This is a genomic window from Mesorhizobium sp. L-2-11 (assembly GCF_016756595.1).
GTDB lineage: Bacteria > Pseudomonadota > Alphaproteobacteria > Rhizobiales > Rhizobiaceae > Mesorhizobium.
In genome coordinates this window covers 3,948,529-3,970,120 of the sequence record NZ_AP023257.1, presented here as the reverse complement: position 1 = coordinate 3,970,120, position 21,592 = coordinate 3,948,529, and the positions used below count along the sequence as shown (strand labels likewise).

The 21,592-nt window shown below is 61.7% G+C and carries 20 protein-coding genes; 11 read left to right on the top strand and 9 right to left on the bottom strand.

All coding sequences use genetic code 11. The annotated features are described in order from the left end of the window. Positions 1–11: 11 nt before the first annotated feature. Both panB and panC read left to right on the top strand, forming a co-directional pair. Positions 12–854 (top strand): 3-methyl-2-oxobutanoate hydroxymethyltransferase, encoded by an 843-nt coding sequence (panB, locus tag JG739_RS18960; RefSeq protein ID WP_202362913.1) that lies wholly within the window; start codon positions 12–14, stop codon positions 852–854. Next, positions 851–1,702 (top strand): pantoate--beta-alanine ligase, encoded by an 852-nt coding sequence (gene panC, locus JG739_RS18955; RefSeq protein ID WP_202362912.1) that lies wholly within the window; start codon positions 851–853, stop codon positions 1,700–1,702. Before panB ends, panC begins: the two co-directional genes overlap by 4 nt. A 151-nt stretch (positions 1,703–1,853) precedes the next feature. On the opposite strand, the gene JG739_RS18950 is transcribed toward panC, so the two are convergent. The 6 genes from JG739_RS18950 to JG739_RS18925 all read right to left on the bottom strand — a co-directional run bounded on the left by JG739_RS18950 (position 1,854) and on the right by JG739_RS18925 (position 7,489). Continuing rightward, positions 1,854–2,306: a phasin gene (locus JG739_RS18950; protein ID WP_202362911.1), complete on the bottom strand. Its 453-nt coding sequence runs from the start codon at positions 2,304–2,306 to the stop codon at positions 1,854–1,856. Between the two features lie 248 nt (positions 2,307–2,554). After that, on the bottom strand, positions 2,555–3,037 hold the full coding sequence (locus JG739_RS18945; protein ID WP_202367524.1) for a GNAT family N-acetyltransferase: 483 nt from the start codon (positions 3,035–3,037) through the stop codon (positions 2,555–2,557). A 4-nt stretch (positions 3,038–3,041) separates the two neighbouring features. Then, positions 3,042–4,541, bottom strand: a complete 1,500-nt coding sequence (gene gatB / locus JG739_RS18940; RefSeq protein ID WP_202362910.1) for an Asp-tRNA(Asn)/Glu-tRNA(Gln) amidotransferase subunit GatB — start codon at positions 4,539–4,541, stop codon at positions 3,042–3,044. Positions 4,542–4,746: 205 nt separating this feature from the next. Next, a complete protein-coding gene (locus tag JG739_RS18935) occupies positions 4,747–5,961 on the bottom strand; it encodes an integrase core domain-containing protein (RefSeq protein WP_202362542.1) in 1,215 nt (404 codons plus the stop codon). Between the two features lie 236 nt (positions 5,962–6,197). Beyond that, entirely contained in the window at positions 6,198–6,629 is a 432-nt protein-coding gene (locus tag JG739_RS18930) for a CBS domain-containing protein (RefSeq protein WP_202362909.1), read from the bottom strand. Positions 6,630–6,730: 101 nt separating this feature from the next. Beyond that, a complete protein-coding gene (locus tag JG739_RS18925) occupies positions 6,731–7,489 on the bottom strand; it encodes a rhomboid family intramembrane serine protease (RefSeq protein ID WP_202362908.1) in 759 nt (252 codons plus the stop codon). Positions 7,490–7,909: 420 nt separating this feature from the next. On the opposite strand from JG739_RS18925, the gene JG739_RS18920 reads away from it, so the two are divergent. The 7 genes from JG739_RS18920 to JG739_RS18895 all read left to right on the top strand — a co-directional run bounded on the left by JG739_RS18920 (position 7,910) and on the right by JG739_RS18895 (position 17,070). Next, on the top strand, positions 7,910–8,548 hold the full coding sequence (locus JG739_RS18920) for a PAS domain-containing protein (RefSeq protein WP_202362907.1): 639 nt from the start codon (positions 7,910–7,912) through the stop codon (positions 8,546–8,548). A gap of 117 nt (positions 8,549–8,665) precedes the next feature. Beyond that, positions 8,666–9,283 carry a PilZ domain-containing protein gene (locus JG739_RS18915; RefSeq protein WP_202362906.1) on the top strand — a complete coding sequence of 206 codons (618 nt, stop codon included), beginning with the start codon at positions 8,666–8,668 and terminating at the stop codon, positions 9,281–9,283. Between the two features lie 264 nt (positions 9,284–9,547). Further along, positions 9,548–10,156 (top strand): transglutaminase-like cysteine peptidase, encoded by a 609-nt coding sequence (locus JG739_RS18910; protein ID WP_202362905.1) that lies wholly within the window; start codon positions 9,548–9,550, stop codon positions 10,154–10,156. A gap of 433 nt (positions 10,157–10,589) precedes the next feature. After that, positions 10,590–11,720, top strand: coding sequence for an adenylate/guanylate cyclase domain-containing protein (locus tag JG739_RS35400; protein ID WP_244749480.1), 1,131 nt, complete (start codon positions 10,590–10,592; stop codon positions 11,718–11,720). Further along, positions 11,717–13,996, top strand: a complete 2,280-nt coding sequence (locus JG739_RS18905; protein ID WP_244749479.1) for a hypothetical protein — start codon at positions 11,717–11,719, stop codon at positions 13,994–13,996. Before JG739_RS35400 ends, JG739_RS18905 begins: the two co-directional genes overlap by 4 nt. Before the next feature lie 107 nt (positions 13,997–14,103). After that, the gene (locus JG739_RS18900; protein ID WP_202362904.1) at positions 14,104–14,580 is read left to right on the top strand and encodes a nuclear transport factor 2 family protein; all 477 of its coding nucleotides are present in this window, start codon (positions 14,104–14,106) and stop codon (positions 14,578–14,580) included. A gap of 606 nt (positions 14,581–15,186) precedes the next feature. After that, complete coding sequence (locus JG739_RS18895; RefSeq protein WP_202362903.1) at positions 15,187–17,070, top strand: adenylate/guanylate cyclase domain-containing protein; 1,884 nt, start codon at positions 15,187–15,189, stop codon at positions 17,068–17,070. 292 nt (positions 17,071–17,362) lie between these two features. Here JG739_RS18895 and JG739_RS18890 read toward each other — a convergent pair whose 3' ends face one another. Continuing rightward, entirely contained in the window at positions 17,363–18,973 is a 1,611-nt protein-coding gene (locus tag JG739_RS18890; RefSeq protein WP_342216462.1) for a BTAD domain-containing putative transcriptional regulator, read from the bottom strand. Continuing rightward, positions 18,934–19,380 carry an AfsR/SARP family transcriptional regulator gene (locus tag JG739_RS35395; protein ID WP_244749478.1) on the bottom strand — a complete coding sequence of 149 codons (447 nt, stop codon included), beginning with the start codon at positions 19,378–19,380 and terminating at the stop codon, positions 18,934–18,936. Before JG739_RS35395 ends, JG739_RS18890 begins: the two co-directional genes overlap by 40 nt. Before the next feature lie 173 nt (positions 19,381–19,553). Here JG739_RS35395 and JG739_RS18885 point away from each other — a divergent pair, with 173 nt between their 5' ends. Then, positions 19,554–19,793 carry a hypothetical protein gene (locus JG739_RS18885; RefSeq protein ID WP_202362902.1) on the top strand — a complete coding sequence of 80 codons (240 nt, stop codon included), beginning with the start codon at positions 19,554–19,556 and terminating at the stop codon, positions 19,791–19,793. A 100-nt stretch (positions 19,794–19,893) separates the two neighbouring features. Here JG739_RS18885 and JG739_RS18880 read toward each other — a convergent pair whose 3' ends face one another. Next, positions 19,894–20,421, bottom strand: a complete 528-nt coding sequence (locus tag JG739_RS18880; RefSeq protein WP_202362901.1) for a gamma carbonic anhydrase family protein — start codon at positions 20,419–20,421, stop codon at positions 19,894–19,896. Positions 20,422–20,690: 269 nt separating this feature from the next. Between JG739_RS18880 and JG739_RS18875 the strand changes: the two genes are divergently transcribed. Next, positions 20,691–21,422 (top strand): hypothetical protein, encoded by a 732-nt coding sequence (locus JG739_RS18875; protein ID WP_202362900.1) that lies wholly within the window; start codon positions 20,691–20,693, stop codon positions 21,420–21,422. Positions 21,423–21,592 lie beyond the last annotated feature (170 nt).

The window sequence follows — 21,592 nt, the reverse complement described above, 5'->3', positions numbered from 1 at the left end:
GGGAGGTAAAGATGGCCCCAGACGCATCCGGCGCGGATCCGCGGATCAGTGCCGGCTCCATTCGCCTGCGCAAGGGCGGCGAGCCGATCGTCTGCCTCACCGCTTATACCTATCCCATCGCCCGCCTGCTCGACGATCATGTCGACCTGCTTCTGGTCGGCGACAGCGTCGCCATGGTTCTCCATGGCCACAAGACCACCCTGGGCGCTTCGCTGGAGATGATGATCGCCCACGGACAAGCGGTGATGCGAGGGTCAGCCAAGGCCTGTGTGGTGGTCGACATGCCGGCCGGAAGCTATGAGGCAACGCCGCGCCAAGCCGTCGCCTCGGCGCGGCGGCTTGTCGATGAAACCGGATGCCAGGCCGTCAAGCTGGAGGGCGGCGTCACGGTGGCCCGACAGATTGCGGCGATTGTCGCTGCCGGCATTCCGGTCATGGGACATATCGGCTTGCAGCCGCAATCGGTGGAAGAAGACGGCGGCTACAGGATCAAGGGCCGGACCAACGAGAATGTGGCTGCCCTTTATCGCGACGCCGAAGCGGTCGAAAAGGCCGGCGCGTTTTCGGTGGTCATCGAAGGCACCGTCGAGACCGTCGCCGCCGACCTCACCCGGCACATTTCCATTCCAACCATCGGCATCGGCGCCAGCGGCGACTGCGACGGCCAGATCCTGGTCATCGACGACATGGTCGGCCTGACCGTCGACCGGGTGCCGAAGTTCGTCAAGCAATATGCCGACCTGCGCAGCATCGTATCGCAGGCGGCAGCCAGCTATGCGGCGGAGGTGCGCAGCCGGACTTTTCCGAGCCCGGACCACGTCTTTTCCGCCACAGTCGACAAGGACAAAGAATGAGCCCGCCCCGCGTCGTCGACAGCGTCGCCGCGCTTCGCGCGCAAATCCGCGACTGGCGTCGCGATGGCCTAAGCGTTGCCATGGTGCCGACCATGGGTGCGCTGCATGACGGCCATATCTCGCTGATCAGGATCGCGCTGGAGAAGGCCGATCGCTGCGTCGTCTCGATCTTCGTCAATCCGACCCAGTTCGCGCCGAGCGAAGACCTCGACAAATATCCACGCCAGCTCGGCCGCGACCTCGATCGGCTGGCCGAGGCCGGCGCACAACTTGCCTTCACCCCCGGTGTGGCGCAGATGTACCCGGCCGGCTTCGCCACAAGGATTTCGGTCGGCGGGCCAGCCGCGGGGCTGGAATCGGATTTCCGGCCGACCTTCTTCGACGGCGTCGCAACGGTCGTGGCAAAGCTCTTCCTGCAGGCATCGCCCGACTGCGCGGTCTTTGGCGAAAAGGATTATCAGCAGCTTTGCGTCGTCAGGCAGCTCTGCCGCGATCTTGATCTGCCGGTGGACATCATCGGCGCGCCAACAATCCGCGACGCGCATGGGCTCGCCATGTCGTCACGCAACGCCTATCTCGGCGATGCCGAGCTTGCGGTGGCGCGCCAGTTCAACGCCATTTTGCGCCGAACGGCGGCAGCACTCACGGCAGGCGCGGATGAAGGCAGCGCGACCGCCGAGGCCAGCCGCGCGCTGGTCGAGGCCGGCTTCGACAAAGTCGACTATGTCGCGGCGCGCGAGAGCCTGACGCTCGCCCGGTGGCGGCCAAACCGCGATGGCCGCCTGCTCGCAGCGGCCTGGCTGGGCAAGACCCGGCTGATCGACAACGTGGAGGTTCCTTCCGCCTAAAGCGCGTGCCGTTTGGATGGATTCATGCAACGCGCTTCAAGTTCTTGGCGCTTCAAGTTCTTGTTTTTATGCATGTCGCTATCGCAAAACCGCTTTGCGCCCCCGGTTCAAGCCCGAGGGCGTGCTTTTGCGCGACCGTCCATTAGGCCAATCAGGCGACCTTGAGATCCTTCATCGCCTTCTCGTAGACCTCCTTGATCGGCTTGGATACGTCTTCTGCGGCTTTCGTCGCCGCCACCTGAAGCTCCTTGCCCTGCTCGACCGACTTTTCCACCTGCTGGCGCAAGAAGGCCGTCTGCAGTTCGATGAACTCGGATGGCGATTTCACGGCAACCAGGGCTTCGAGGTGAGAAAAGCTGGCCTCAACGTTTGCGCGCACGGCGGCGATCGTCTTCAGCGACAGCTCATTGCTAGCGGTCCTGGCTGTTTCAATCGACGATTTGAGAGCCTTCTGGGTCGCCTCGGCGCCGGTCGCCAATTTCGACAAGGCTTCTTTCGACTGCTCGACGCCCTTTTCGGCGACGGCGCGGAACTGTTCGGTTACCTCGGTCGGGACTTCTGCGTTCTCGATGATTTCAGCAGTTTTATCAGCGGTCTTGGTCATGGTTTCCATCCTTTGCGGCGGGCGACCTTTGTAGAAAAGCCGTCTCGTTCATCCAGGACCCTGACGTTACGGTATCTGCAGTGCATTGCAATATTTTTGTGCGTCGCACCATGTTTTTTTGCCTCAGCATTAGCCGCTGGTGAACTTCTGCCTGCGGTCGTGTTTTTTCTGATCGCGATTCCGCAATTCAGCCCGCACGGCGCAGCCCATAAAACGCAACTGACTGCGACCTGACAGGCCAGGCAAATCTATCCGATCGCCTTTTCCAAAATCAGCACCGGCAGCTCTGAGCCACCGCCGCAGTCGGCAGTGGCGGGCAAAAACCCTTTCGAGCGATAGAAGGCGACGGCCGGAGCATTTGCCTCTTCCACTTCGACGCGCAGCTTCCGCGCCTCGGGAAAACTGGCCTCGACCTCTTCCAGCAGCGCCTGGCCGATCCCTTGCCGCTGGCAGGCCGGATGCACATAGAGCTGGTTCAGCATGACGATCTTCGCATCCGTGGTGGCTGCGGCGAAAGCCATTCCGCCGATGCGCTTGCCGTCGTCTGCGACCAGGAACTCGGAATTCGGCCGTGTCAGCCGCGCCTTGAGCGAGGCGATCGAATGCCATTCATCAGTGATCTCGGTGACTTTGGCAGCGCCATAGATGGCGTCGTAGGTGGCGTGCCACGTTTCGACCAGCAGCGCCCGGACCGCGGCAAGATCGCGCTCGCCAGCGGTGCGAACGAACATCATCCTAATCGATCCCGAGCTTGGCCTTGACGAGGTCGTTGACGGCCTGCGGGTTGGCCTTGCCGCCTGTCGCCTTCATCACCTGGCCGACGAACCAGCCGGCCATGCTCGGCTTGGCGCGCGCCTGCTCGACCTTGTCGGGATTGGCCGAAATCACCTCGTCGACCGCTTTTTCGATGGCGCCGGTGTCGGTGACCTGTTTCATGCCGCGGCTTTCGACCAGCTGGCGCGGATCGCCGCCTTCGTTCCAGACGATCTCGAACAGATCCTTGGCGATCTTGCCGGAGATGGTGCCCTCTTTGATCAGGTCGATGACCGCGCCGAGCTGATCGGGCGAAACCGGAGCATTTTCAATACCCTTTCCGGCTCTGTTCAACGCACCCAGCAGATCGTTGATGACCCAGTTGGCGGCAAGCTTGCCGTCGCGACCAGCGGCCACCTTCTCGAAATAGTCGGCGACCGCCTTTTCCGATACCAGGATCGAGGCGTCGTAGGTCGACAGGCCGAGCGAGGAGATCAGCCGCGCCTTCTTGGCGTCGGGCAATTCAGGCAGCTCCTTTGCCAACGCATCGACATAGGCCTGGTCGAATTCCAAAGGCAGAAGGTCGGGATCCGGGAAATAGCGGTAATCGTGCGCTTCTTCCTTGGAACGCATCGAGCGCGTCTCGCCCTTGTTGGGATCGAACAGCCGCGTTTCCTGGTCGATCTTGCCGCCGTCCTCGATGATGGCGATCTGGCGGCGCGCCTCGTAGTCGATGGCCTGGCCGATGAAGCGGATCGAGTTGACGTTCTTGATCTCGCAACGCGTGCCGAATTCGCCGCCGGGCCGGCGCACCGAGACGTTGACGTCGGCGCGCAACGAGCCTTCGTCCATATTGCCGTCGCAAGTGCCGAGATAGCGCACGATGGTGCGCAGCTTGGTGACATAGGCCTTGGCCTCGTCGGCGGAGCGCATGTCGGGCTTGGAGACGATCTCCATCAGCGCCACACCGGAGCGGTTGAGGTCGACGTAAGACATGGTTGCATGCTGGTCGTGCATCGACTTGCCGGCATCCTGCTCCAGATGCAGGCGCTCGATGCCGACCTCGATGTCCTCGAACTCGCCCTGCCGGTCGGGGCCGACGGAGACGATCACCTTGCCCTCACCGACAATCGGCTGCTTGAACTGCGAGATCTGATAGCCCTGCGGCAGATCGGGATAAAAATAGTTTTTCCGGTCGAAGACCGATTTGTGGTTGATCTCGGCCTTCAGCCCGAGGCCGGTGCGGATCGCCTGCTTGACGCATTCCTCGTTGATGACCGGCAGCATGCCCGGCATCGCCGCATCGACAAGGCTGACATTGGCGTTTGGCGGCGCACCGAAAGCCGTCGAGGCGCCGGAGAACAGTTTTGCTTGCGAAGTCACCTGCGCATGAACCTCGAGGCCGATGATGATCTCCCAGTCGCCGGTGGCGCCCGATATCAGGCGTTTGGCGTCGGGCGTGCGGGTGTCGATGAGGGTCATGGTGGCCTGCGCGTTATCGGTGACGGAATTCACGTGAATTCGACGTTTAAAGTGAAGTCATCCGCTAATGCAAACCGCAAAAGGAGACAAGCGTGAAGCCGCCGACTGGTAGGGGCAACGGCTACCGGAAACGTTTGCGCTGCCCCTCACCTGCCTGCCGGTGTCCAGCCGATAGATAGGTAACAGTTTGAACCGGATACATAGGTTACAGTTTTCCCCCCTTCTCCTGCGCAGTGGTGTCCGCCGCAGCGCCGGCTGGTCGGGGTTGCAAGGCGCTGCGGCGGACCAGGCGCATTCGCTTGAGATCGATGTGGCCGAGCGGGTGGGCGTAGAAGCGTAAGGCCCATTCGCCGGTTTCGGTTTCTTCGACGGCGACCGGCTCGCCGGCAAGCGAGGCCGAGACATAGATCTCGCCGCCCTGCCACTTGATCGCGCCATTGTTGCGCACGCGCCTGACTGCGGCCTCGGCCGGATAGTCGGGCTCGGGCACGTTGGCCGGCATTTGCCGCTCGCTACCGCGGTAGTATTCGGCCGGCGTGTCCATGCCGAGCGCCTCATGCGGACGCTCCTCATTGTACTCGCGACGGAAGGCGTCGAAAGCCTGGCTCTGCGCCTGTCTGTCGATCTCAGGCGCCTTGGCCAGCGGCAACATGGTCAGGTGAAAGCGCTCGTGGCAGCCGTTCTGCTGAGGCTTGCCGGGCGCGATCCGCTCCAGCGCGATGCCGAGCTTGATGAAGCGCACCGCAAGCGGCGTCAGCCCGGTGACGCCGGCCGACGCGAAGGGTGAACCATTGTCGCTTCTGAACCGATCCGGCAGACCATGCTCCTCAAACAGCCGTTCGAACACCGGCCAGGCCTCCTCATCTGCCGTCGAACCCGTCGCTTCGAGCGCCAACAGGTAGCGGCTCCACGCATCCAGCACTGTCAACGGTTCGCAGCGCCACCCGTCACGGGTCCGGAACCAGCCCTTGTGGTCGCCCGTCCACACCGCATTCGGCCTTTGCGCATCTGGCCAGGGGCCGTTGCCCACAGCTCTCCAGCGCCCCCGCCGCCGGCCGACAAGGCCGTGGCGCTTCAGAATCTCGCCGGCCGTCGAGATCGCCGGCCACGGGTGCGACGGCGCCTCACGCTTGAGCCGCCCGATGATCTTCTTGGGCCCCCATGCCGGATGCGCCTCCTTCAGCGCAACGATCCGCTCAACCAGATCGGCAGCGGTCGCGCGGCCGTGATTGAGCGGCGCTCGCGGCAGATCATGCAAACCTTCCGGGCCGAACTCCCGGTAACGACCAAGCCACTTGTAGCCGATCTTGCGCGATATCCCGTACCGCTCGCAAACAGCCGTCATCGTCTCCTCTCCCGAAAGGCAATCCACTATAAACCTCAACCGCTCGTCCATGATGTCAGTCTCTCGCCAAACCATCGCCGGTACCTCCCGGCGGACAAGAAAACTGTCACCTATGCAATCGGTCTACTCTGTTACCTATCTATCCGGTTCGGACACCGGCATCCTCTCCCCGTATAGTGACGGGGAGAGGGGCGCTGTCATCGACGCCATCACCAACGTTGCAGACTGCACGCACAGATTGCGGCCGTGAGATAAGTGCCGGGCAGAGCGATGAGGGGCGGCGCCGACTTCGACAAAACTTGCTGGCGATCTCACGCCGTCGCGATATAGGCCCTGATCTCCGCGGCCTCGCGCTCGACATCCTCGATGCGCCGCTTGACCACGTCGCCGATCGACACGATGCCGTCGAGCAGGCCGTCCTTTTCCACGGGCAAATGGCGGAAACGGCCACTGGTCATGATCTCCATGACCTCGTTGACGGTGTGGTTCTCATTGCAGATCTTTACCTTGGGCGTCATCGCCGAACGCACTGCGATATCCAATGCGGCGGCCCCTGCCCTGGCGAGGACCCGCACGACGTCGCGCTCGGAAAGAATGCCGACGATCTTGTGATCGCCATTGGTGATGACCAGCGCACCGATCCTGTGCTCGGCCAGTATGCGAATGGCCTCGCTCAGTTTTTCGTTCGGCCCGAGCGTCAACACGTCGTGGCCCTTCTGCTCGAGAATTGCCTTAACAGTCATGGCGTCCTCCTCAGTTTTACTTGCCGGTTCCTGCCCTGACCGGCTTGCTTAGTACTAAACATCGTGCGCCGCGATCGATTGCTTTTCAAGTGCGGCGAGGCTCAAGCCCTGAACTCATCCGCCTGCTGCCGCCGATCGAAAGCCCGCAGGCCGAAGAAACCGGCGAAGAAACCGCCAATATGGGCCTCCCAGGCGATCTGGCTGTCGATGCCGGGCGCGAAGGCAACGAGGCCGGTGGCGAGATTGATCACCATCCAGATGGCAAGAAAAGTCACAACGCCGCGCGAGCGGAACACCGCCGCCATCGGCAGCGGCGGGCCGGCGAAGGCGGCTTTGCCGGTCGAGCGATCGGTGCGGAAGCCGAAGCGGGCGGCGGCCCCCATCATGCCGGAAATCGCGCCCGATGCGCCGACCAGCGGCGTCTGGCCGAGCGGATGCACGGCCCAGAACAGCACCACCGCCGCCAGCCCCGTCGCCGCGAAGAACAGGCTGAAACGAAGCGCGCCGAAGCGGTTCGCCAGCGGTGAGCCGAAAGCCGCCAGCCACACCATGTTGACGGCAAGATGAGCAAAGCCGCCGTGCAGGAAGGCATAGGTGAAGGGGCTCGAAAACGCGTAGAAATCGAGGTCGAAGCGACCGGAATAGCGGATCGGAATGAAGGCGGTCCGGATCAGCAGGGAAAAATCCTGGTCGTCGGTGAGCCAGTATAATCGGATCAGGTGAACGACGACGCAGATGCCGACCAGCGCCAGCACGACGGGCGGCATGTTGAATACCGGCTCGCGGCGCGGCTCCGGCTCGCGGCCGACAGGTCCGCCCTCGCCCTGTTCGATTTCCGAGGGGCTTGCTGGTTCGCTCATATGGCTCGCACTCAGTCGCGGGATTCGACTTCGCGAGCATGTAGATCACGGTCACCCGATTCACAAAGGGCGAATTGCCCCACGCAAATCAAAATGGCGCGAATCAAAATTGGCGCGAATCAAAAAGAAGCCGTCCAAGGCTGCCCTTGAACGGCTGGTCGAGCCCCCGTGCTCCCCCAAACTCTTGACTGAAATACTGCCGATCGCTGCGAAACGACCGCTTCTGGAGTGGTTTTATCGTGCCACCGGCTTGGGTGGAGCGCAACGTAAACCACTTGTTAACCTTAACGACCCCGACCCGTGAACAAGTGTTAACGATGCTGGCACGCATCCTGCTCCGCAACGCATGTAGGTCCTCGGAGGGCGCCCTTCTGTTCACCGATGGGACATCAGACGACAGATTGCGCGGAGCAGCATAGCATGAACCAGAACGGATCGATCACGCTGTTCCATTATTGGAACCGGCTGCGTGACGGGCGCCCTGCCCCGAAGCGTTCGGAAGTCGAGCCGGCCGATATCAAGTCGCTGCTGGCCGACACATTCATCCTGGAAAAGGATACGCGCGGCGAAGCGGTATTCCGGCTCGCCGGCACAAGGCTTTGCGCAGTCTATGGCCGTGAACTCAAGGGGTTTTCCTTTCGCTCGCTGTGGCGCGAGAAGGACCAGCGGCTTATCTCGAAACTGATCCAAGGCGTCTTCGATCAGAAATCCGTCGTGCTCATCACCTATGAAGGTTTCAGCCGCACCGACCGTTCCAGCAAGTTCGAGCTGCTCGCCCTGCCGCTCGACGGCGGTGTCGACAATCCGCGCTGCCTCGGCGTGATAAGCGCTGCTGAAAAACCGTTCTGGCTGGGCGCGGATCCGATCGACGACGCCCTGATCGATTCGATCCGTCTCGTCGATCCGGAGAACGAACCGATACTCCTCAAGAACCGGCCGGCCATCGACGTTCCCTCGCTTGTCCCGTCGGAACTCGATCCGTCGCAGACGATTTCGGCGCTCGGCCCGGCGCGCCGCATCCGTCATCTGGTCGTATTCGACGGCGGGCGCGGGGAATAATCCAAAATCCTAAAGTAGCGGTCTCAGGCTTTCCCCTTTGTTAACCCGCTTGGCTGTAGCTTTCCGACGAAGTTCTTCGCATCAACGCGCGGAATGCCAAACGGGGTGTAGGCAGTCATGAGGTCAGCGGCGGTCGACACCGCGCCGTCCCACGCTGAAAGGCGCAACTTTCAGCGCGTCCGCGTGAAGATCTATGGACGCTTCATGCTGGAGGATCGCACCGAACATCCTTGCCAGGTGGTCGACATGTCGCCGGGCAATGTAGCGCTTCGCACCGAACGCATCGGCATGCCGGGCGAGAAAGTCATCGCCTACATCGATCACATCGGCCGCATCGAAGGCGTCGTCACCCGCATCTTGCAGGACGGCTTCGCGATGACCGTCATCGCGTCCGAACGCAAGAAGGACAAGCTTGCAGCGCAATTGACCTGGCTTGCCAACAAGCACGAGCTCGATCTGCCGGAGGACCGCCGCCACGAACGCGTGGCGCCGCGCAATCCGACCAGCGTGCTTCAGCTCGGCGACGGGCGCCAGTACCAGTGCCGCATCATCGACCTGTCGCTTTCGGGCGCCGCGGTCGAGATCGACGTCAAGCCGGCAATCGGCATCCAGGTCATGCTGGGCACCATGCGCGGCCAGGTGGTGCGCCATTTCGAGGACGGCATCGCCATCGAGTTCGCGGTCATCCAGAGGCCAGAAACGCTCGATTCCGAATTCAACGCATCCGGCACCTGACAAACAACAAACATTCCCGCAATCGACCGGCCTATTTTGGCCGGTTTTTTTTGGTGCGCCGGTCAACGCGGCCTGCCAGCGATGCCGCGCCAAGGCGCCGCGCCGCGCCGATGTGATCCCGGCGCAAACGCCTCAACAATTTTATACTGAAGTGACTCAAATTTTAGGTTTATTCTATGGGCGTTTTACTTAATGTCTACTTTGAGCCTTTGCGTCGAATAAATCCAATCGTGTCATTGTCTCCTCAAACGGGGAGACTGGACGATGAAGAAGACGAGGGGCAAGCTGTTGCTCTTGGCAATGGCGACGCAGCTTACCGCCTGGGGAACAGCGTATGCAGCGGGACCTGCCTTCATGCACACCGGCAGCCGCACCACACAGCCGGTCGGCCATTACGAGTTCTGCCAGAAGATTCCGCAGGAATGCAGTCAGCGGACGCCGAAGCAGGCGCCAATCGAACTGACCCGCAAGCTGTGGGCCAAGATCGTGAGCATCAACAATTCGGTCAACAGCAGGATCGCGCCGCGCACCGATATGGAACTGTGGGGCAAGGAAGAGGTCTGGTCCTATTCCAACAGCGAATTCGGCGACTGCGAGGATTATGCGCTGGAAAAGCGCCGCGCGTTGATGAACATCGGCGTTCCGGCCGGCGACCTGCTGATGACGGTTGCGCGCCAGCCGAACGGGGACGGCCACGCGGTGCTGACCGTGCGCACCAGCCTCGGAGAGTTCATCCTCGACAATCTCGAAACCAGGGTGCTGTCCTGGACCAACACCGACTATACCTACCTGAAGCGCCAATCGAGCCAGAATTCGGGCGCCTGGGTGACGATCAACGACGGCCGCTCCGGCGCGGTTGCCAGCGTCCGCTAAGGACGCGACGCAAAAACCCGGTCGAGCCCCACCTCCCCGTCCCCAACGACCGGGTTTTAGGAGCCGGCCCCGTCCCCGGGCCGGCTCCACTTTTTTCAAGCGGTAGGTGGTGACAATCGCGTTGAGAATGGCGGGAGACGAGCCCCGAAGCTGAAGCTCGTTCGCGCTCGGCCGAATTCACGCCCATGACCCTTTCCGACCTTGGCGCGGGTGTGGTTTAAGGACAGCTGTGGGGATTTGCCGTTCGTTCCAGCGATCTGAAATTCGGCAGGGTTCAAAAGACCAGACGGTTGATCTCCTACCTCGCTAACACGCCAGCCGCCGGAAGCAGTCAGCCACAACTTCCATGACGTTGTAGAGGATCCCCGTTTGTGTGAGTCTGCCGGACTGTTAGCGAAGGAGCCCTCCGGCGTCTCCACCGCGGAAGTGGGACATGGACATTGAGGAGTGGCTGCGCAGCTTAGGGCTGCAGCAATACGGCACGGCCTTTCGTGAGAACAACGTCGAGGCCGAAGTGCTCCTGCGGCTGACGGCCGAGGATCTCAAGGACATCGGCGTCAGTTCGGTAGGGCACCGCCGGAAGCTTCTGGAGGCTATCGCCGAGCTGCGGGAAAGTTCCTCTGCAATCTTAGCTGAAGGTGGCAAAGCGTTGACTCAAGTCGCCGAACTTGCGTCGGCACCGGCGTCCCCAACTGGTGCCGAGCGGCGGCAGCTGACCGTGATGTTCGCCGATCTGGTCGGCTCCACCGCGATTTCGGCTCGGGTCGATCCCGAGGAGATGAGTGAGATCATCCGAGGGTACCAGAATTGTTGCGCGGGCGAGATTACCCGCTTCGAGGGACACATTGCGAAATTCATGGGCGATGGTGTGCTGGCATATTTCGGCTGGCCACGGGCGCATGAAGATGATGCCGAGCGCGCGGTGCGCGCAGGCTTGGCGGTTGCCAGTTCGGTGGCGCAACTGCGGGCGCCGGAAGGCAAGCCGCTTGCGTGCCGGGTGGGGATCGCGACGGGTCTCGTGGTGGTCGGTGAGCTTGTCGGCGACAAGGAGGCGCGCGAGCGGGCGGTGGTCGGCGAGACGCCGACCTTGGCCTCGCGACTGCAGGACTTGGCCAGGCCGGGCAGCGTAGTTGTCGCCGAGAGCACACGACATCTGCTGGGCGATCTGTTCGAGTTGGAGGATCTGGGACCACAGGTTCTGAAGGGCTTCGAGACGGCCTTGAAAGCCTTTTCTGTCAGAGGCGAGGGCCGGGCCGAAAGCCGCTTCGAGGCATTCCACACCGGCGCGCTGACGAAGCTCATTGGCCGCGAGCAGGAGCTGGCTCTGCTTCTGGAACGCTGGTCGCGGGCGGAGGACGGTGAAGGACAGGTGATCCTCCTCTCCGGGGAGCCGGGGATTGGCAAGTCGCGCATTGTGCGCGCCCTGCGCGAGCACTTGGCCAATGAATCGTACATCCCGCTCAGCAATTACTGCTCGCCGTACCACACCAACAGTGCGCTTTATCCGGTGGTCGGACTTTTGGAGCGGGCGGCGCAGTTCGACCGTGATGACACGCCGAGATGAAGCTCGACAAACTTGAAACTCTGCTCGCTCGGGGCGGCGAGCAGGACCGGGAGGCGGCGCAAGTATTGGCCGCTTTGCTTGCGATCCCAACTGAAACACGCTACCCGCCAATCGATCTGCCGCCACAGCGCATCAAGCAACGCACGCTGGAAATCTTGGTCGAGCAGCTCGCCGGCCTCGCCAAGCAGAAGCCTGTGCTGGCCGTATACGAGGATGTGCATTGGATCGATCCTTCGACACTAGAGCTGCTGGGCCTGGTAATTGAGCGGGTCCAGCGTCTGCCGGCACTGGTTCTGATCACCTTCCGGCCGGAATTCAGCCCACCCTGGACCAGCCATGCCCATGTGACCCAGCTCTCGCTTTCTCGTCTCACGCGACGGCACGGCGCAGCCGTGGCTCTCCGCGTCACCGGCGGCAAGGCGCTACCGCGTGAGGTTCTGGACCAGATCATGGCGCGAACTGACGGGGTTCCGCTATTCGTTGAGGAGCTGACCAAGACAGTCCTGGAGTCAGGCCTCTTGCGGGAGGTCGGCAATCATTTCGAGTTGACCGGAACTCTCCCGCCGCTGGCAATCCCGGCTACGCTGCACGACTCGCTCATGGCTCGCCTCGACCACCTGGCGCCGGTCAAGGAAGTGGCGCAGATCGGGGCTGTAATCGGCCGCGAATTCTCGCACGATCTGCTGGCCGCCGTGGCGCCGCACGACGAAGGCAAACTGCAGGACGCTTTGGCCCAGCTCTGCAGGTCCGAGCTGATCTATTGCCGAGGTGCGCCGCCGGAAGCGACCTACAGCTTCAAGCATGCGCTCGTGCAGGATGCGGCGTATTCCAGCCTTCTTAAAACTCGGCGGCAGCAGATGCACGCGCGCATCGCCGCGGCTCTCGAAGAGCGTGTGGCAGCGGGTTCCGAGGCTTTGCCGGAGATCATTGCCCATCACTGCACCGAGGCAGGCCTTATCGACCGGGCAGTCAGCTACTGGTGGCAAGCCGCGCAATCGGCGATCCAGCGCTCTGCAATTTTGGAGTCGATCGCGCACCTGGAAAATGGGCTAAGACTTGTCCGCACGCTACCTGACAGTCAGGAGCGCGTCCGCCTGGAGCTGGATATGCAGGTGGCGTTGGGCACCGCCTTTATGGCGGCCAAAGGTTGGTCGTCGCCGGCCACCGCAGCGGCGTTCGCGCGAGCCGAAGAGTTGTGCGAGCGAGTGGACGACATCACTCTGCGCAGCGTGGCCGATTACGGCCGGTATCTCGTCTATCTCCTGCGTGGCCAACTCGATGCTGCGCTGGCAACGACGACATCGATGCTGCGCAGGGCCGAATGCGACTGCGATCAGGCCACAATCATGATCGCACACCGGTGCGTCGGCATCACGTCGGTGCACCGGGGAGATTTTGAGGCCGGACGCAAGCATATGGAGGCGTCGTTGGCGCTGTACGATCCGAACGAGCACGCCGCGCTTGCCTATCGATTCGCTTATGATCCCCGTATCGCAAACCTTTGCTATATCGCCCACGCGCTGCTCCACCTCGGTTATCCCGATCAAGCATTCGAGAAATACACCGAGCTGTTACAGGCCATAAGACACCACCGGCACAGCCCATCCGCGGCGTTCGGCCTGTTTCAATCGGCCCTGTTTTGCACTTATTCGAGAGATCTCGGCGGGTATAAGCGCGACAGCAACTTTGGCGCGGATGAGGCCATTGTCGATGAACTGATCTCGATCAGTACGGAGCACGGTTTCTCACTTTGGCGTACGGCAGGGGTCATTCTCAAGGGTTGGGTTCTGACCCAGGCGGGTGAGTCGGATAGCGGTCTTGCTCAAATGCGCGACGGCATAGTCGAATGGCGTGGGCACGACGCGAAGCTTTTTGTGCCACGCTGGCTGCTCATGCTCGCCAGCGCCCTCAGCAGGCTTGGCAACCCACGCGCCGCACTCGACAGGATCGAGGAAGGGCTCGCATTGATCACCGAGACCAACGAGCGGTGGAACAAGACTGAGTTGCACCTCCGCAAGGGCGAACTGCTCCTGGACTTGAAGGCCGACGAGAAGGCCGAGGCTTCTTTCCTGCACGCGCTTACCGTGGCCCAAGATCAACGCGCCAAGCTTTGGGAGCTGCGAGCCGCCACATCTCTTGCCCGACTCTGGGTCCAGGGAAACCAGCGGCAAAGGGCCCACGACCTTCTCGCACCGGTTTGCGGCTGGTTCACAGAGGGCTTCGCGACGCCGGACATCAAGGAAGCGAGGACGTTCCTCGATCTTGTAGAATCCTGATCTGCCGTTTTGGACAATCTGGCGCAGTCAACAACCTCAGGGAGGAGATGATGACGTTCCATTCACTCAGGACACGGGAAAAATTGCACCTAGCTCGGATTTCGGCGGTGCTGATCGCAATCATCTTGTCTGCCTTCGCGGTCGGTGCGGCGGAAGCGGCAAATGCAGCGGAAGCGGCAAAGAAATTCTTCGACGCTTACCGTGATCGGAAAGTAGACGCCATGACCACTCTTTTTACCGAGAATGCCACGTTCGTCTACGTGCCTTTCGGTGACGCTGGTTCCGGCAATGTCCTCAAGGATGGCGTGCCGGTCTGGCGGACGCTGATCGATGCTTTCCCTAACCTGCGCAACGAGGTTAGCACAATCTGGGAGGACAAGAGCGGTGACGTTGCCTTCGTGGATGTTCACATCGGCGGAAAGCAGACTAAGGACGCGTTTGGTATCACGAACAAAGGCAAGGAGTATTGGTTGCGCCATCTGTTCATTCTGGAAACAAACGAGGAAGGCCGGATCATCAAGATCACGAGCTTTTGGGATAACGCTACTTGGTACACTCAGCTCGGCAAGACCAGCTTAGAGTGATCGCGAGTCGCGCTCTGTTGCGCTCGAATGAGCCATATAACGACCCCGGCCGAAAACGGCGCGGCTGCCAGCGTCCGCTAAGGACGCGACGCAAAAACCCGGTCGAGCCCCACCTCCCCGTCCCCAACGACCGGGTTTTAGGAGCCGGCCCCGTCCCCGGGCCGGCTCCACCTTTTCAAGCGGCACTGGGGGTTCTGGTGATGACAAATCCTACTTGCGCGTTGGGAATGGCGGGAGACGAGCCCCGAAGCGGAAGCTCGTTCGCGCTCGGCCGAATTCACGCCCATGACCCAAGTCGGCCATTCCGGGAGGCAAACTCGAATGTCTCGAAACTTGCGGAAATGGACTTAGGCTAAGGCTAGGCCATGCGCCGCTTTGCCACCCAAGGATCCGTGGGGCTGCGTTCGACGACGGTCCTCACACTGCAAACGACTTGCGGGAGGCAGACGAACAATCGGGCTACATGGGCATTCCACACCGAGGGACTGCTTGCGGCGTTCAGTAGAAGTGTTGGATGAAACGCGGGTTCCCCTGAAGCGCTGGTGAGGTCGGTCGTTTCATTTAAGTGCGACCAGTCCTATAATCCGGTGAGGTTAGGCCGAACCAATGGACCGCAAGCTTTCCGCCATTCTTGCTGCTGATGTCGTGGGCTATTCCGCGCTGATGGAACGCGACGAGGCTGGCACATTCGAGCGCCTTCGTGCGGGACGCAAGGAACTGTTTGAGCCGGAGATTGCCCGCCATCACAGCCAGATTTTCAAGCTTATGGGCGACGGGATGCTAGCCGAATTTGGCAGCGTGGTGGACGCCGTGGAATGCGCCGTCTCGCTGCAGCGCGGGCTGGCGGAACGGAACGCCGCCGTTCCCGAGGACCAGCGGATCCGGGTCAGGATCGGGATCAATCTCGGCGAGGTGATCGTCGAGGGCGAGGACCGATATGGCGAGGGCGTCAATGTCGCGGCCAGGCTTCAGCAGCTGGCAGACCCGGGAGGCATCTGTGTCTCGGCAAAGGTCGCCAGGGAGGTTGAGAAGAAGCTGGCTTTCGGCTTCGAGCCGCTGGGCGAGCAGAAGGTGAAGAATATCGCCGAACCGGTGCAGGCCTTCCGCGTCATCCTTGAGGGACGAGCCCCACGCCAACCGGCGCGGTCATCGCCTCCGCGCTGGGTTTGGGCAGCCGTGCCAGTCCTTATTCTGGTTTTAGCCGGGACGGTCTGGCAATTCTGGCCGACTACGACAGTAAGCGGCAAACCGTCGGTAGCGGTGCTGCCGTTCGACAACTATGGCGGCGACGAGGCGACCGGACGCCTCGCCGATGGCCTCACTGAGGACATAATCACCGATCTGGCGGGGTTCCCTGAATTCCAGGTGATCGCCCGTAACTCGACTGAACAGTACCGGGACAAACCAGCCGTGCCGATTGAGGTGGGTAAGGTGCTTGGCGCAGGATTTGTGGTCGAGGGTTCCATCCAGCGTCAGTCTGACCGCGTAAGAATTACGGCGCAGCTCATCGACGCCAAAACGGGCAAACATCTTTGGTCGCAGCGCTGGGACCGGCCGGACGAGGACTTGTTCGCAATCCAGACTGAGATTTCCGAGCAGATTTCGAACCGCCTCGGCGGCGGCGCAGGTTTGGTCCAGGAGGCCGGCCGCATCGCCGCCCACCGAAAGCCACCCGAGAATCTCAACGCCTACGAACTTTATCTGCTCGGCACCGAAAAACTCGAGCAAGTCAATCAGGCGGATGTCGAGGAGGCCGTCAGGCTGCTCACCCGCGCAGTCGAATTGGACCCTGGCCTTGCCCGCGCCTGGGTCGAACTTAGCCATTCACACGGGATCCTCTCCAACTTCGGCGTCGAACCCGAAAAGAACCGAGCCTCGTCCGTCGAGGCAGCCGAGCGCGCCGTTCGGCTCGATCCGAGCGATGCCGAGGCACATGCCGTCTACGCGAGCACTTTGGGTGACAAAGGAGAATTTGAACGCGCCAAGGCGGAGTTTGACACGGCCCTACGCCTTGCGCCCGGCCAGTTTGAGATACTGACTTTTTATGTCGGATGGGCGTCAACCTTCGGCGAGTCCGAGCGCGGCGCGCAATTGGTCGACAAAGCGGTTGGTCTCAACCCGAGCTACCCGATGTGGAGCGCTAGGATCTTCACATACGCCTACTTCATGGCCGGCCGGTATGAGAATGCCCTGCAGATGCTGGACCGCGTTACGCCCGAGAACTATGGAAAAGGGCACTGGGTGATGCGTTCTGGCGCGCTTGCGGCTCTTGGCCGAACTGAAGAGGCGAAGGTCTCAGTGAAGGACGCACTCAGGCGGTTTCCCAATTTGACCGTCGAGGGATTTGTCAATCAGCCCGGATTCAATGAAGCAGAGCGCCAGCGGTTGATCGAAACCATGCGGCTCGCCGGCCTTCCTGATTGCGCTAAGGCGGAAGAGCTCGCGAAGATAAAGAAGCCGCTGCGCCTGCCGGAGTGTGCTTCGCCGTAATCGCGTTAAATCGCGACCACGGATGACAAACGTCTCGAAGGGTCCGAGACGCGACCTTCGTTTCACTGACCGCGAAAGCCCAGATGTGGCGCTAGCTTCACATGCCGGTAGTCAGCTCAGACGGCAAGAATCCACCCGATTGAGACGTAGAGCGCGGCGTCGCGGTGTAGTCCAAGCCGATGCGCCAGCCGGCTCGGCCGCGCCATTCCCGACTGGCGTTAAGTGACACCGAACAACGCGATCTAGTGCCGAAGCCGACATACGCCTGCCTTCGCTTCACGCTGACACCGCGTTAGTCCGGCAGGCCCGCCTTGCGAAGGCCTTCGATATATCTGCTGCGATCGTCCGGTCGATAAAACGGCGGCAGCACCTCGGCGAGGTTCGAAAGCCGCAGCAATGGATCAAACGCGCATAACCGGGCCATCATTTGCTGCGCTTCCAAGAGCCGCCCCGCCAGCGCATGACCTGCGGCCGCAACACGCATGGCGCTTGCGTAGTTCGGCTGGGACCGCAACGAGCTTTCTGCCCATTCGACAGCGTCATCGTAGCGGCCAGCGCAGAAGTGAGCGAGCCCCGTACAGAACTGCCAGGCGAACAGACGCGGATCCAGCGGGCTCAGGCGCATGGCGCCCGCAGCGTGTTCGACGGCCCTGTCCGGCTCACCAAAGGAGGCTCTTACCCAGCTGCTTAGGCCCCAGGCAGCCGCTAAATTCCGGTTGAGAACGAGCGCGCGATCGATGCAGACCGCACTGTTCTTGAGTTCGCCTCCTACGTAACCAAGGACGTATCCACCATGGGAAAGCGCAATCGCGTCGTCCCTGCCGAGTTCGACCGCTCGCCTGGCCAAGCGGACGGCTTCTGCGACCTCTCCCGCGCGATCGATCATCCAGCCATTGCTCTTTCGAGTGGCGTAGCATCGCGCAGCCCGCGCGTAGGCTGCGGCAAACTCCGGGTCACGGGCGATCGCTGCCATGAACAGTCGCAAGGCTTCGTCGATAGCCGCCTGATCGTTGACCGTCCGGTCAAAAACGGCGAGCCCGCGGAGATAGTAGTCGTACGCGTCGAGGCTTTCCGTCGGCTTGCGCTTGGCACGCTCGATCTCAGCCTCCTCCACCTTCGGCGTGATTGCGCCGACGATGCTCGAGGCGACCTGATCCTGCAGATCGAACACTTCGGCGAGGGTTCCGTCAAAACGATCGGCCCACAGATACGCCCCCGTCGAGGTGTCGATGAGCTGCCCGGTGATGCGCAGGCGGTCTCCCGCCCGGCGCACACTTCCCTCGACCACATAGCGCACGCCCAGTTCACGCCCGACCTGCTTTATGTCTATCGAGCGTCCCTTGTAGGTAAAACTCGAATTCCGTGCGACTACGAACAGGTGACGAAAATGAGCCAGGGCGGTGACGATGTCTTCCACCATACCGTCGGCAAAATATTCCTGCTCGACATCACCGCCTAGATTCTGAAACGGCAGCACCGCAATTGACGGCTGGTCGTCGTGTCTCGTTGGGACCAGCACCTGCGCCGACGCCGCGACACCAGAGCTTGGCCCGGGCCCCCGATCTCCAGTTCGTTGGCGGGACTGCAGGGAAGCCGCCAGCGAGCTTGTCTGCGCCTCCGGCTCCGCATCCAACTGCTTTTTCAGGGCATTCCGACAGAGCTCGAATTGGCGCAAGGCGGCGTTTTCGTGACCGCGATGAGCGTGGATCCGGATCAGCGCCCGATGGGCGGCCTCCGCCGTAGGATCTGAGGCAAGCAGTCTCTCTGCCAGCCCTTCGCAAGCCGTCTCTTCCGTTGAACCGGGCATCGGCAGCGCGAGGCTCAGCCGATCGACCAACTGCAGCGCCTTGCGCTGATATTTGTTCAGATAGGGTCCAAACCACTCATCCAGTTCCTCAGGAATGGCTTCCCCTGCAAGTACGCCGCCGCGATAAAGGTCTGCGGCGACGGCGAGATCGGCCGCTCCGCCCTGCTCCAGTTTCCGGTCTTCCGGTCGAAGATCGAAATGTCCGCTTCATCCGGACCGGCAATCAGTGCGACGGCTTCCTGATCCCCATCGATATAGACGGTGGCATCCTTGCCGGCCGGGAACGAGCGTCTGATATCGACCAGCGCTTGCCGCAAGCTATTGCGCGCCTGGCCATTGCTTCGTCCCGGCCAAAAGGCTTCGGAAAGCAACTCGCGACGATGGCCGCGGCGGCCTGCCAGCACCAGGGCAGCAAAAAGCAGCGAAGTCTTGCGCGTGGCGAAGCGGATGGGCCGGCGCTCCGGGGAGGTAATCTCAAGGCCTCCCAGCAACCTGATGCGCACAGATCCGTCTCCAGGCTTTGACTGCCGCAGCAGAATAGCATTCCGGCAAATGGATTTAACACCGATTTAACGGCAGCTCGTCGGGCTTATCGGTTTTTTTCACGCACAGCCGAACAGCCCGAAAACAGCCGCATGGCACGCTCTCATCCGCAAATCTCGATGGGAGACTAAAAATGGCTGACACGCAAACTCGCGCCGCCCGCACCTCGAAAAGACATTTGTTTGGACCTAGCCTGAAGGGCCTGGAAATGATGATTGCCACCTTCAGGGGGTGGCGGCGCACCGTCGCAAGACGCGGGGCACTGGCCGATTTGACAGCCGATCAGCTGAACGACATCGGTCATCCGGAGGCTGATCGACCCGTGCTCAACATCAAGGCAGGTCTGATCACGAATTTGATGTCGATGCGGTAAATTCGGCGCGCCAGCTGGGCCATGTATCAGCTACCGAACTACGTCATCGGTTTTGCTCGGTGGGACCCCCTTCTGGTCTTCCAATCCTGGATTTTCACCACTACGCCTTCGTCAGCCCGGCCCTGAAGCGTTTGCCGTTGGCGACGTAGTGCGCGGCCGAAGCGCGCAGGCTTGCCACCGCGGCATCGTCCAGTTCCCGCACCAAACGGGCGGGCGAGCCGATGATCAGCGAATTGTCGGGAAATTCCTTGCCTTCGGTGACCAGGGCGCCGGCGCCGACCAGCGAGTTCCTGCCGATCTTCGCGCCGTTCAGCACGATGGCGCCCATGCCGATCAGGCTGTTGTCGCCGATCGTGCAGCCATGCAGCAGGGCGCGATGGCCGATCGTGCAGCCTTGCCCGATGGTCAGGGGAAAACCGACATCGGTATGCATGATCGTGTGTTCCTGCACATTGGTATCCGCACCGATGACGATCGGCTCTTCGTCGCCGCGGATGACGACGCCGAACCAGAAGCCCGCGTTGCGGCCGATCTGTATGTCGCCGATCAGGGTAGCGTCGGGCGCGATCCAGTTGCTGTCGGCGTCCTCGAAACCGGGGGCTTTTCCGTCGATCGCATAGAGCGGCATTTTTCTCCTCCGAATCGTCTCAGGCTGAAAGATCGGTCGACCCTAGGAGAGTGCCTGCCAGGGATGCAATGTCGATCAGCACGACGCGAAGATCGTCGCGGTGCAAGCCCAACCATAAAAGCAAGAAGTGCGTGCTCGACAGGACCCATCTTTACCCTCCATTTACCATGAAATCGCACAGTCGTGTTTCGACAGGCGTGCCGCAAGAGCCGTGCCGCGCTACATGCGCCGCCTGGGCTTGGAACAGGCGGCCGAAATTGGGGATCGCGATGAAGCAGGCAGCCACCGCCAACGGTCCGCAACTCACCGTCGTCGATTCCAGGCTGATGAAGCGGGTGTTCTACGTGTTCGCGGCGCTGGCAGTGCTTTCGATGACGATCAGCCTTGGCGGCAAATGGTTGGGCCGCTCGATCGCCATGGCCGGATATACCGACGACACGACAATCCACGAGGTGGTGATCGGCAACAACGTCATCGCCGTGCCGGCCAATGTCATCCGCTTCGACCAGGCGCGGCGCGACGGCATCGCCTCGCGCCTCGACCTCTATCTGCGTTATCCCGAAATGGACGGCTACAGCGAGGCCGCCCGCGACGATTTCAACCACACTGGACCCAGCAAAAGCATCATCTTTCTGTCGTTCGAACGACAGGTCATGTCGCGTGACATGAGCGGCCGCTTCGCGCCGATCTACAGCGCCCTGATCGTCGAGCCCGGCATGCCCGGCCCGGGCGGCACGACGCTTTACGGCTTCAGTGAAAAATCAGGCTATTTCAATGAAGTGCTGGCGGTCGGCAATCGCCGGGGCAAGGACCCGTTCGTGGCCCGCTGCCTGAGCGGCCCGAGTGCCGCTCAATCGCTGGCGCCCTGCGAACGCGACATTGTGGTGGGCGACAATCTCAGCCTCACCTACCGCTTTCCCATGGAATTTCTGAGCGGCTGGCAGGCGCTCGACGCAGCCATCACCGCCAAGGCTGCGCGTATGCAGAAGGCCGGACATTAGGATGGTGGTGAAGCGCCGCAGCAGCGCATAGGTGCGCAACGTCGGCGGGACAGCACCCCCCTCTGTCCTGCCGGGCATCTCCCCCTCAAGGGGGGAGATTGGCTATTCGTTCTTCTTTCGCCAATCGCCAACGTTGAAGAAGAGGGTGCGGCCGGCACCGATCGCCTCCC

Bases quoted from the DNA above. Each gene is read 5' to 3' on its own strand.
- JG739_RS18920 (WP_202362907.1), top strand. From the start codon at position 7,910: ATGAACCAGAACGGATCGATCACGCTGTTCCATTATTGGAACCGGCTG.
- JG739_RS18950 (WP_202362911.1), bottom strand. From the start codon at position 2,306: ATGACCAAGACCGCTGATAAAACTGCTGAAATCATCGAGAACGCAGAA.
- JG739_RS18915 (WP_202362906.1), top strand. From the start codon at position 8,666: ATGAGGTCAGCGGCGGTCGACACCGCGCCGTCCCACGCTGAAAGGCGC.
- JG739_RS18905 (WP_244749479.1), top strand. From the start codon at position 11,717: ATGAAGCTCGACAAACTTGAAACTCTGCTCGCTCGGGGCGGCGAGCAG.
- panC (WP_202362912.1), top strand. From the start codon at position 851: ATGAGCCCGCCCCGCGTCGTCGACAGCGTCGCCGCGCTTCGCGCGCAA.
- gatB (WP_202362910.1), bottom strand. From the start codon at position 4,541: ATGACCCTCATCGACACCCGCACGCCCGACGCCAAACGCCTGATATCG.
- JG739_RS18910 (WP_202362905.1), top strand. From the start codon at position 9,548: ATGAAGAAGACGAGGGGCAAGCTGTTGCTCTTGGCAATGGCGACGCAG.
- JG739_RS18930 (WP_202362909.1), bottom strand. From the start codon at position 6,629: ATGACTGTTAAGGCAATTCTCGAGCAGAAGGGCCACGACGTGTTGACG.
- JG739_RS18885 (WP_202362902.1), top strand. From the start codon at position 19,554: ATGGCTGACACGCAAACTCGCGCCGCCCGCACCTCGAAAAGACATTTG.
- JG739_RS18925 (WP_202362908.1), bottom strand. From the start codon at position 7,489: ATGAGCGAACCAGCAAGCCCCTCGGAAATCGAACAGGGCGAGGGCGGA.
- JG739_RS18895 (WP_202362903.1), top strand. From the start codon at position 15,187: ATGGACCGCAAGCTTTCCGCCATTCTTGCTGCTGATGTCGTGGGCTAT.
- JG739_RS18880 (WP_202362901.1), bottom strand. From the start codon at position 20,421: ATGCCGCTCTATGCGATCGACGGAAAAGCCCCCGGTTTCGAGGACGCC.
- JG739_RS35400 (WP_244749480.1), top strand. From the start codon at position 10,590: ATGGACATTGAGGAGTGGCTGCGCAGCTTAGGGCTGCAGCAATACGGC.
- JG739_RS18935 (WP_202362542.1), bottom strand. From the start codon at position 5,961: ATGGTTTGGCGAGAGACTGACATCATGGACGAGCGGTTGAGGTTTATA.
- JG739_RS18875 (WP_202362900.1), top strand. From the start codon at position 20,691: ATGAAGCAGGCAGCCACCGCCAACGGTCCGCAACTCACCGTCGTCGAT.
- panB (WP_202362913.1), top strand. From the start codon at position 12: ATGGCCCCAGACGCATCCGGCGCGGATCCGCGGATCAGTGCCGGCTCC.
- JG739_RS18945 (WP_202367524.1), bottom strand. From the start codon at position 3,037: ATGTTCGTTCGCACCGCTGGCGAGCGCGATCTTGCCGCGGTCCGGGCG.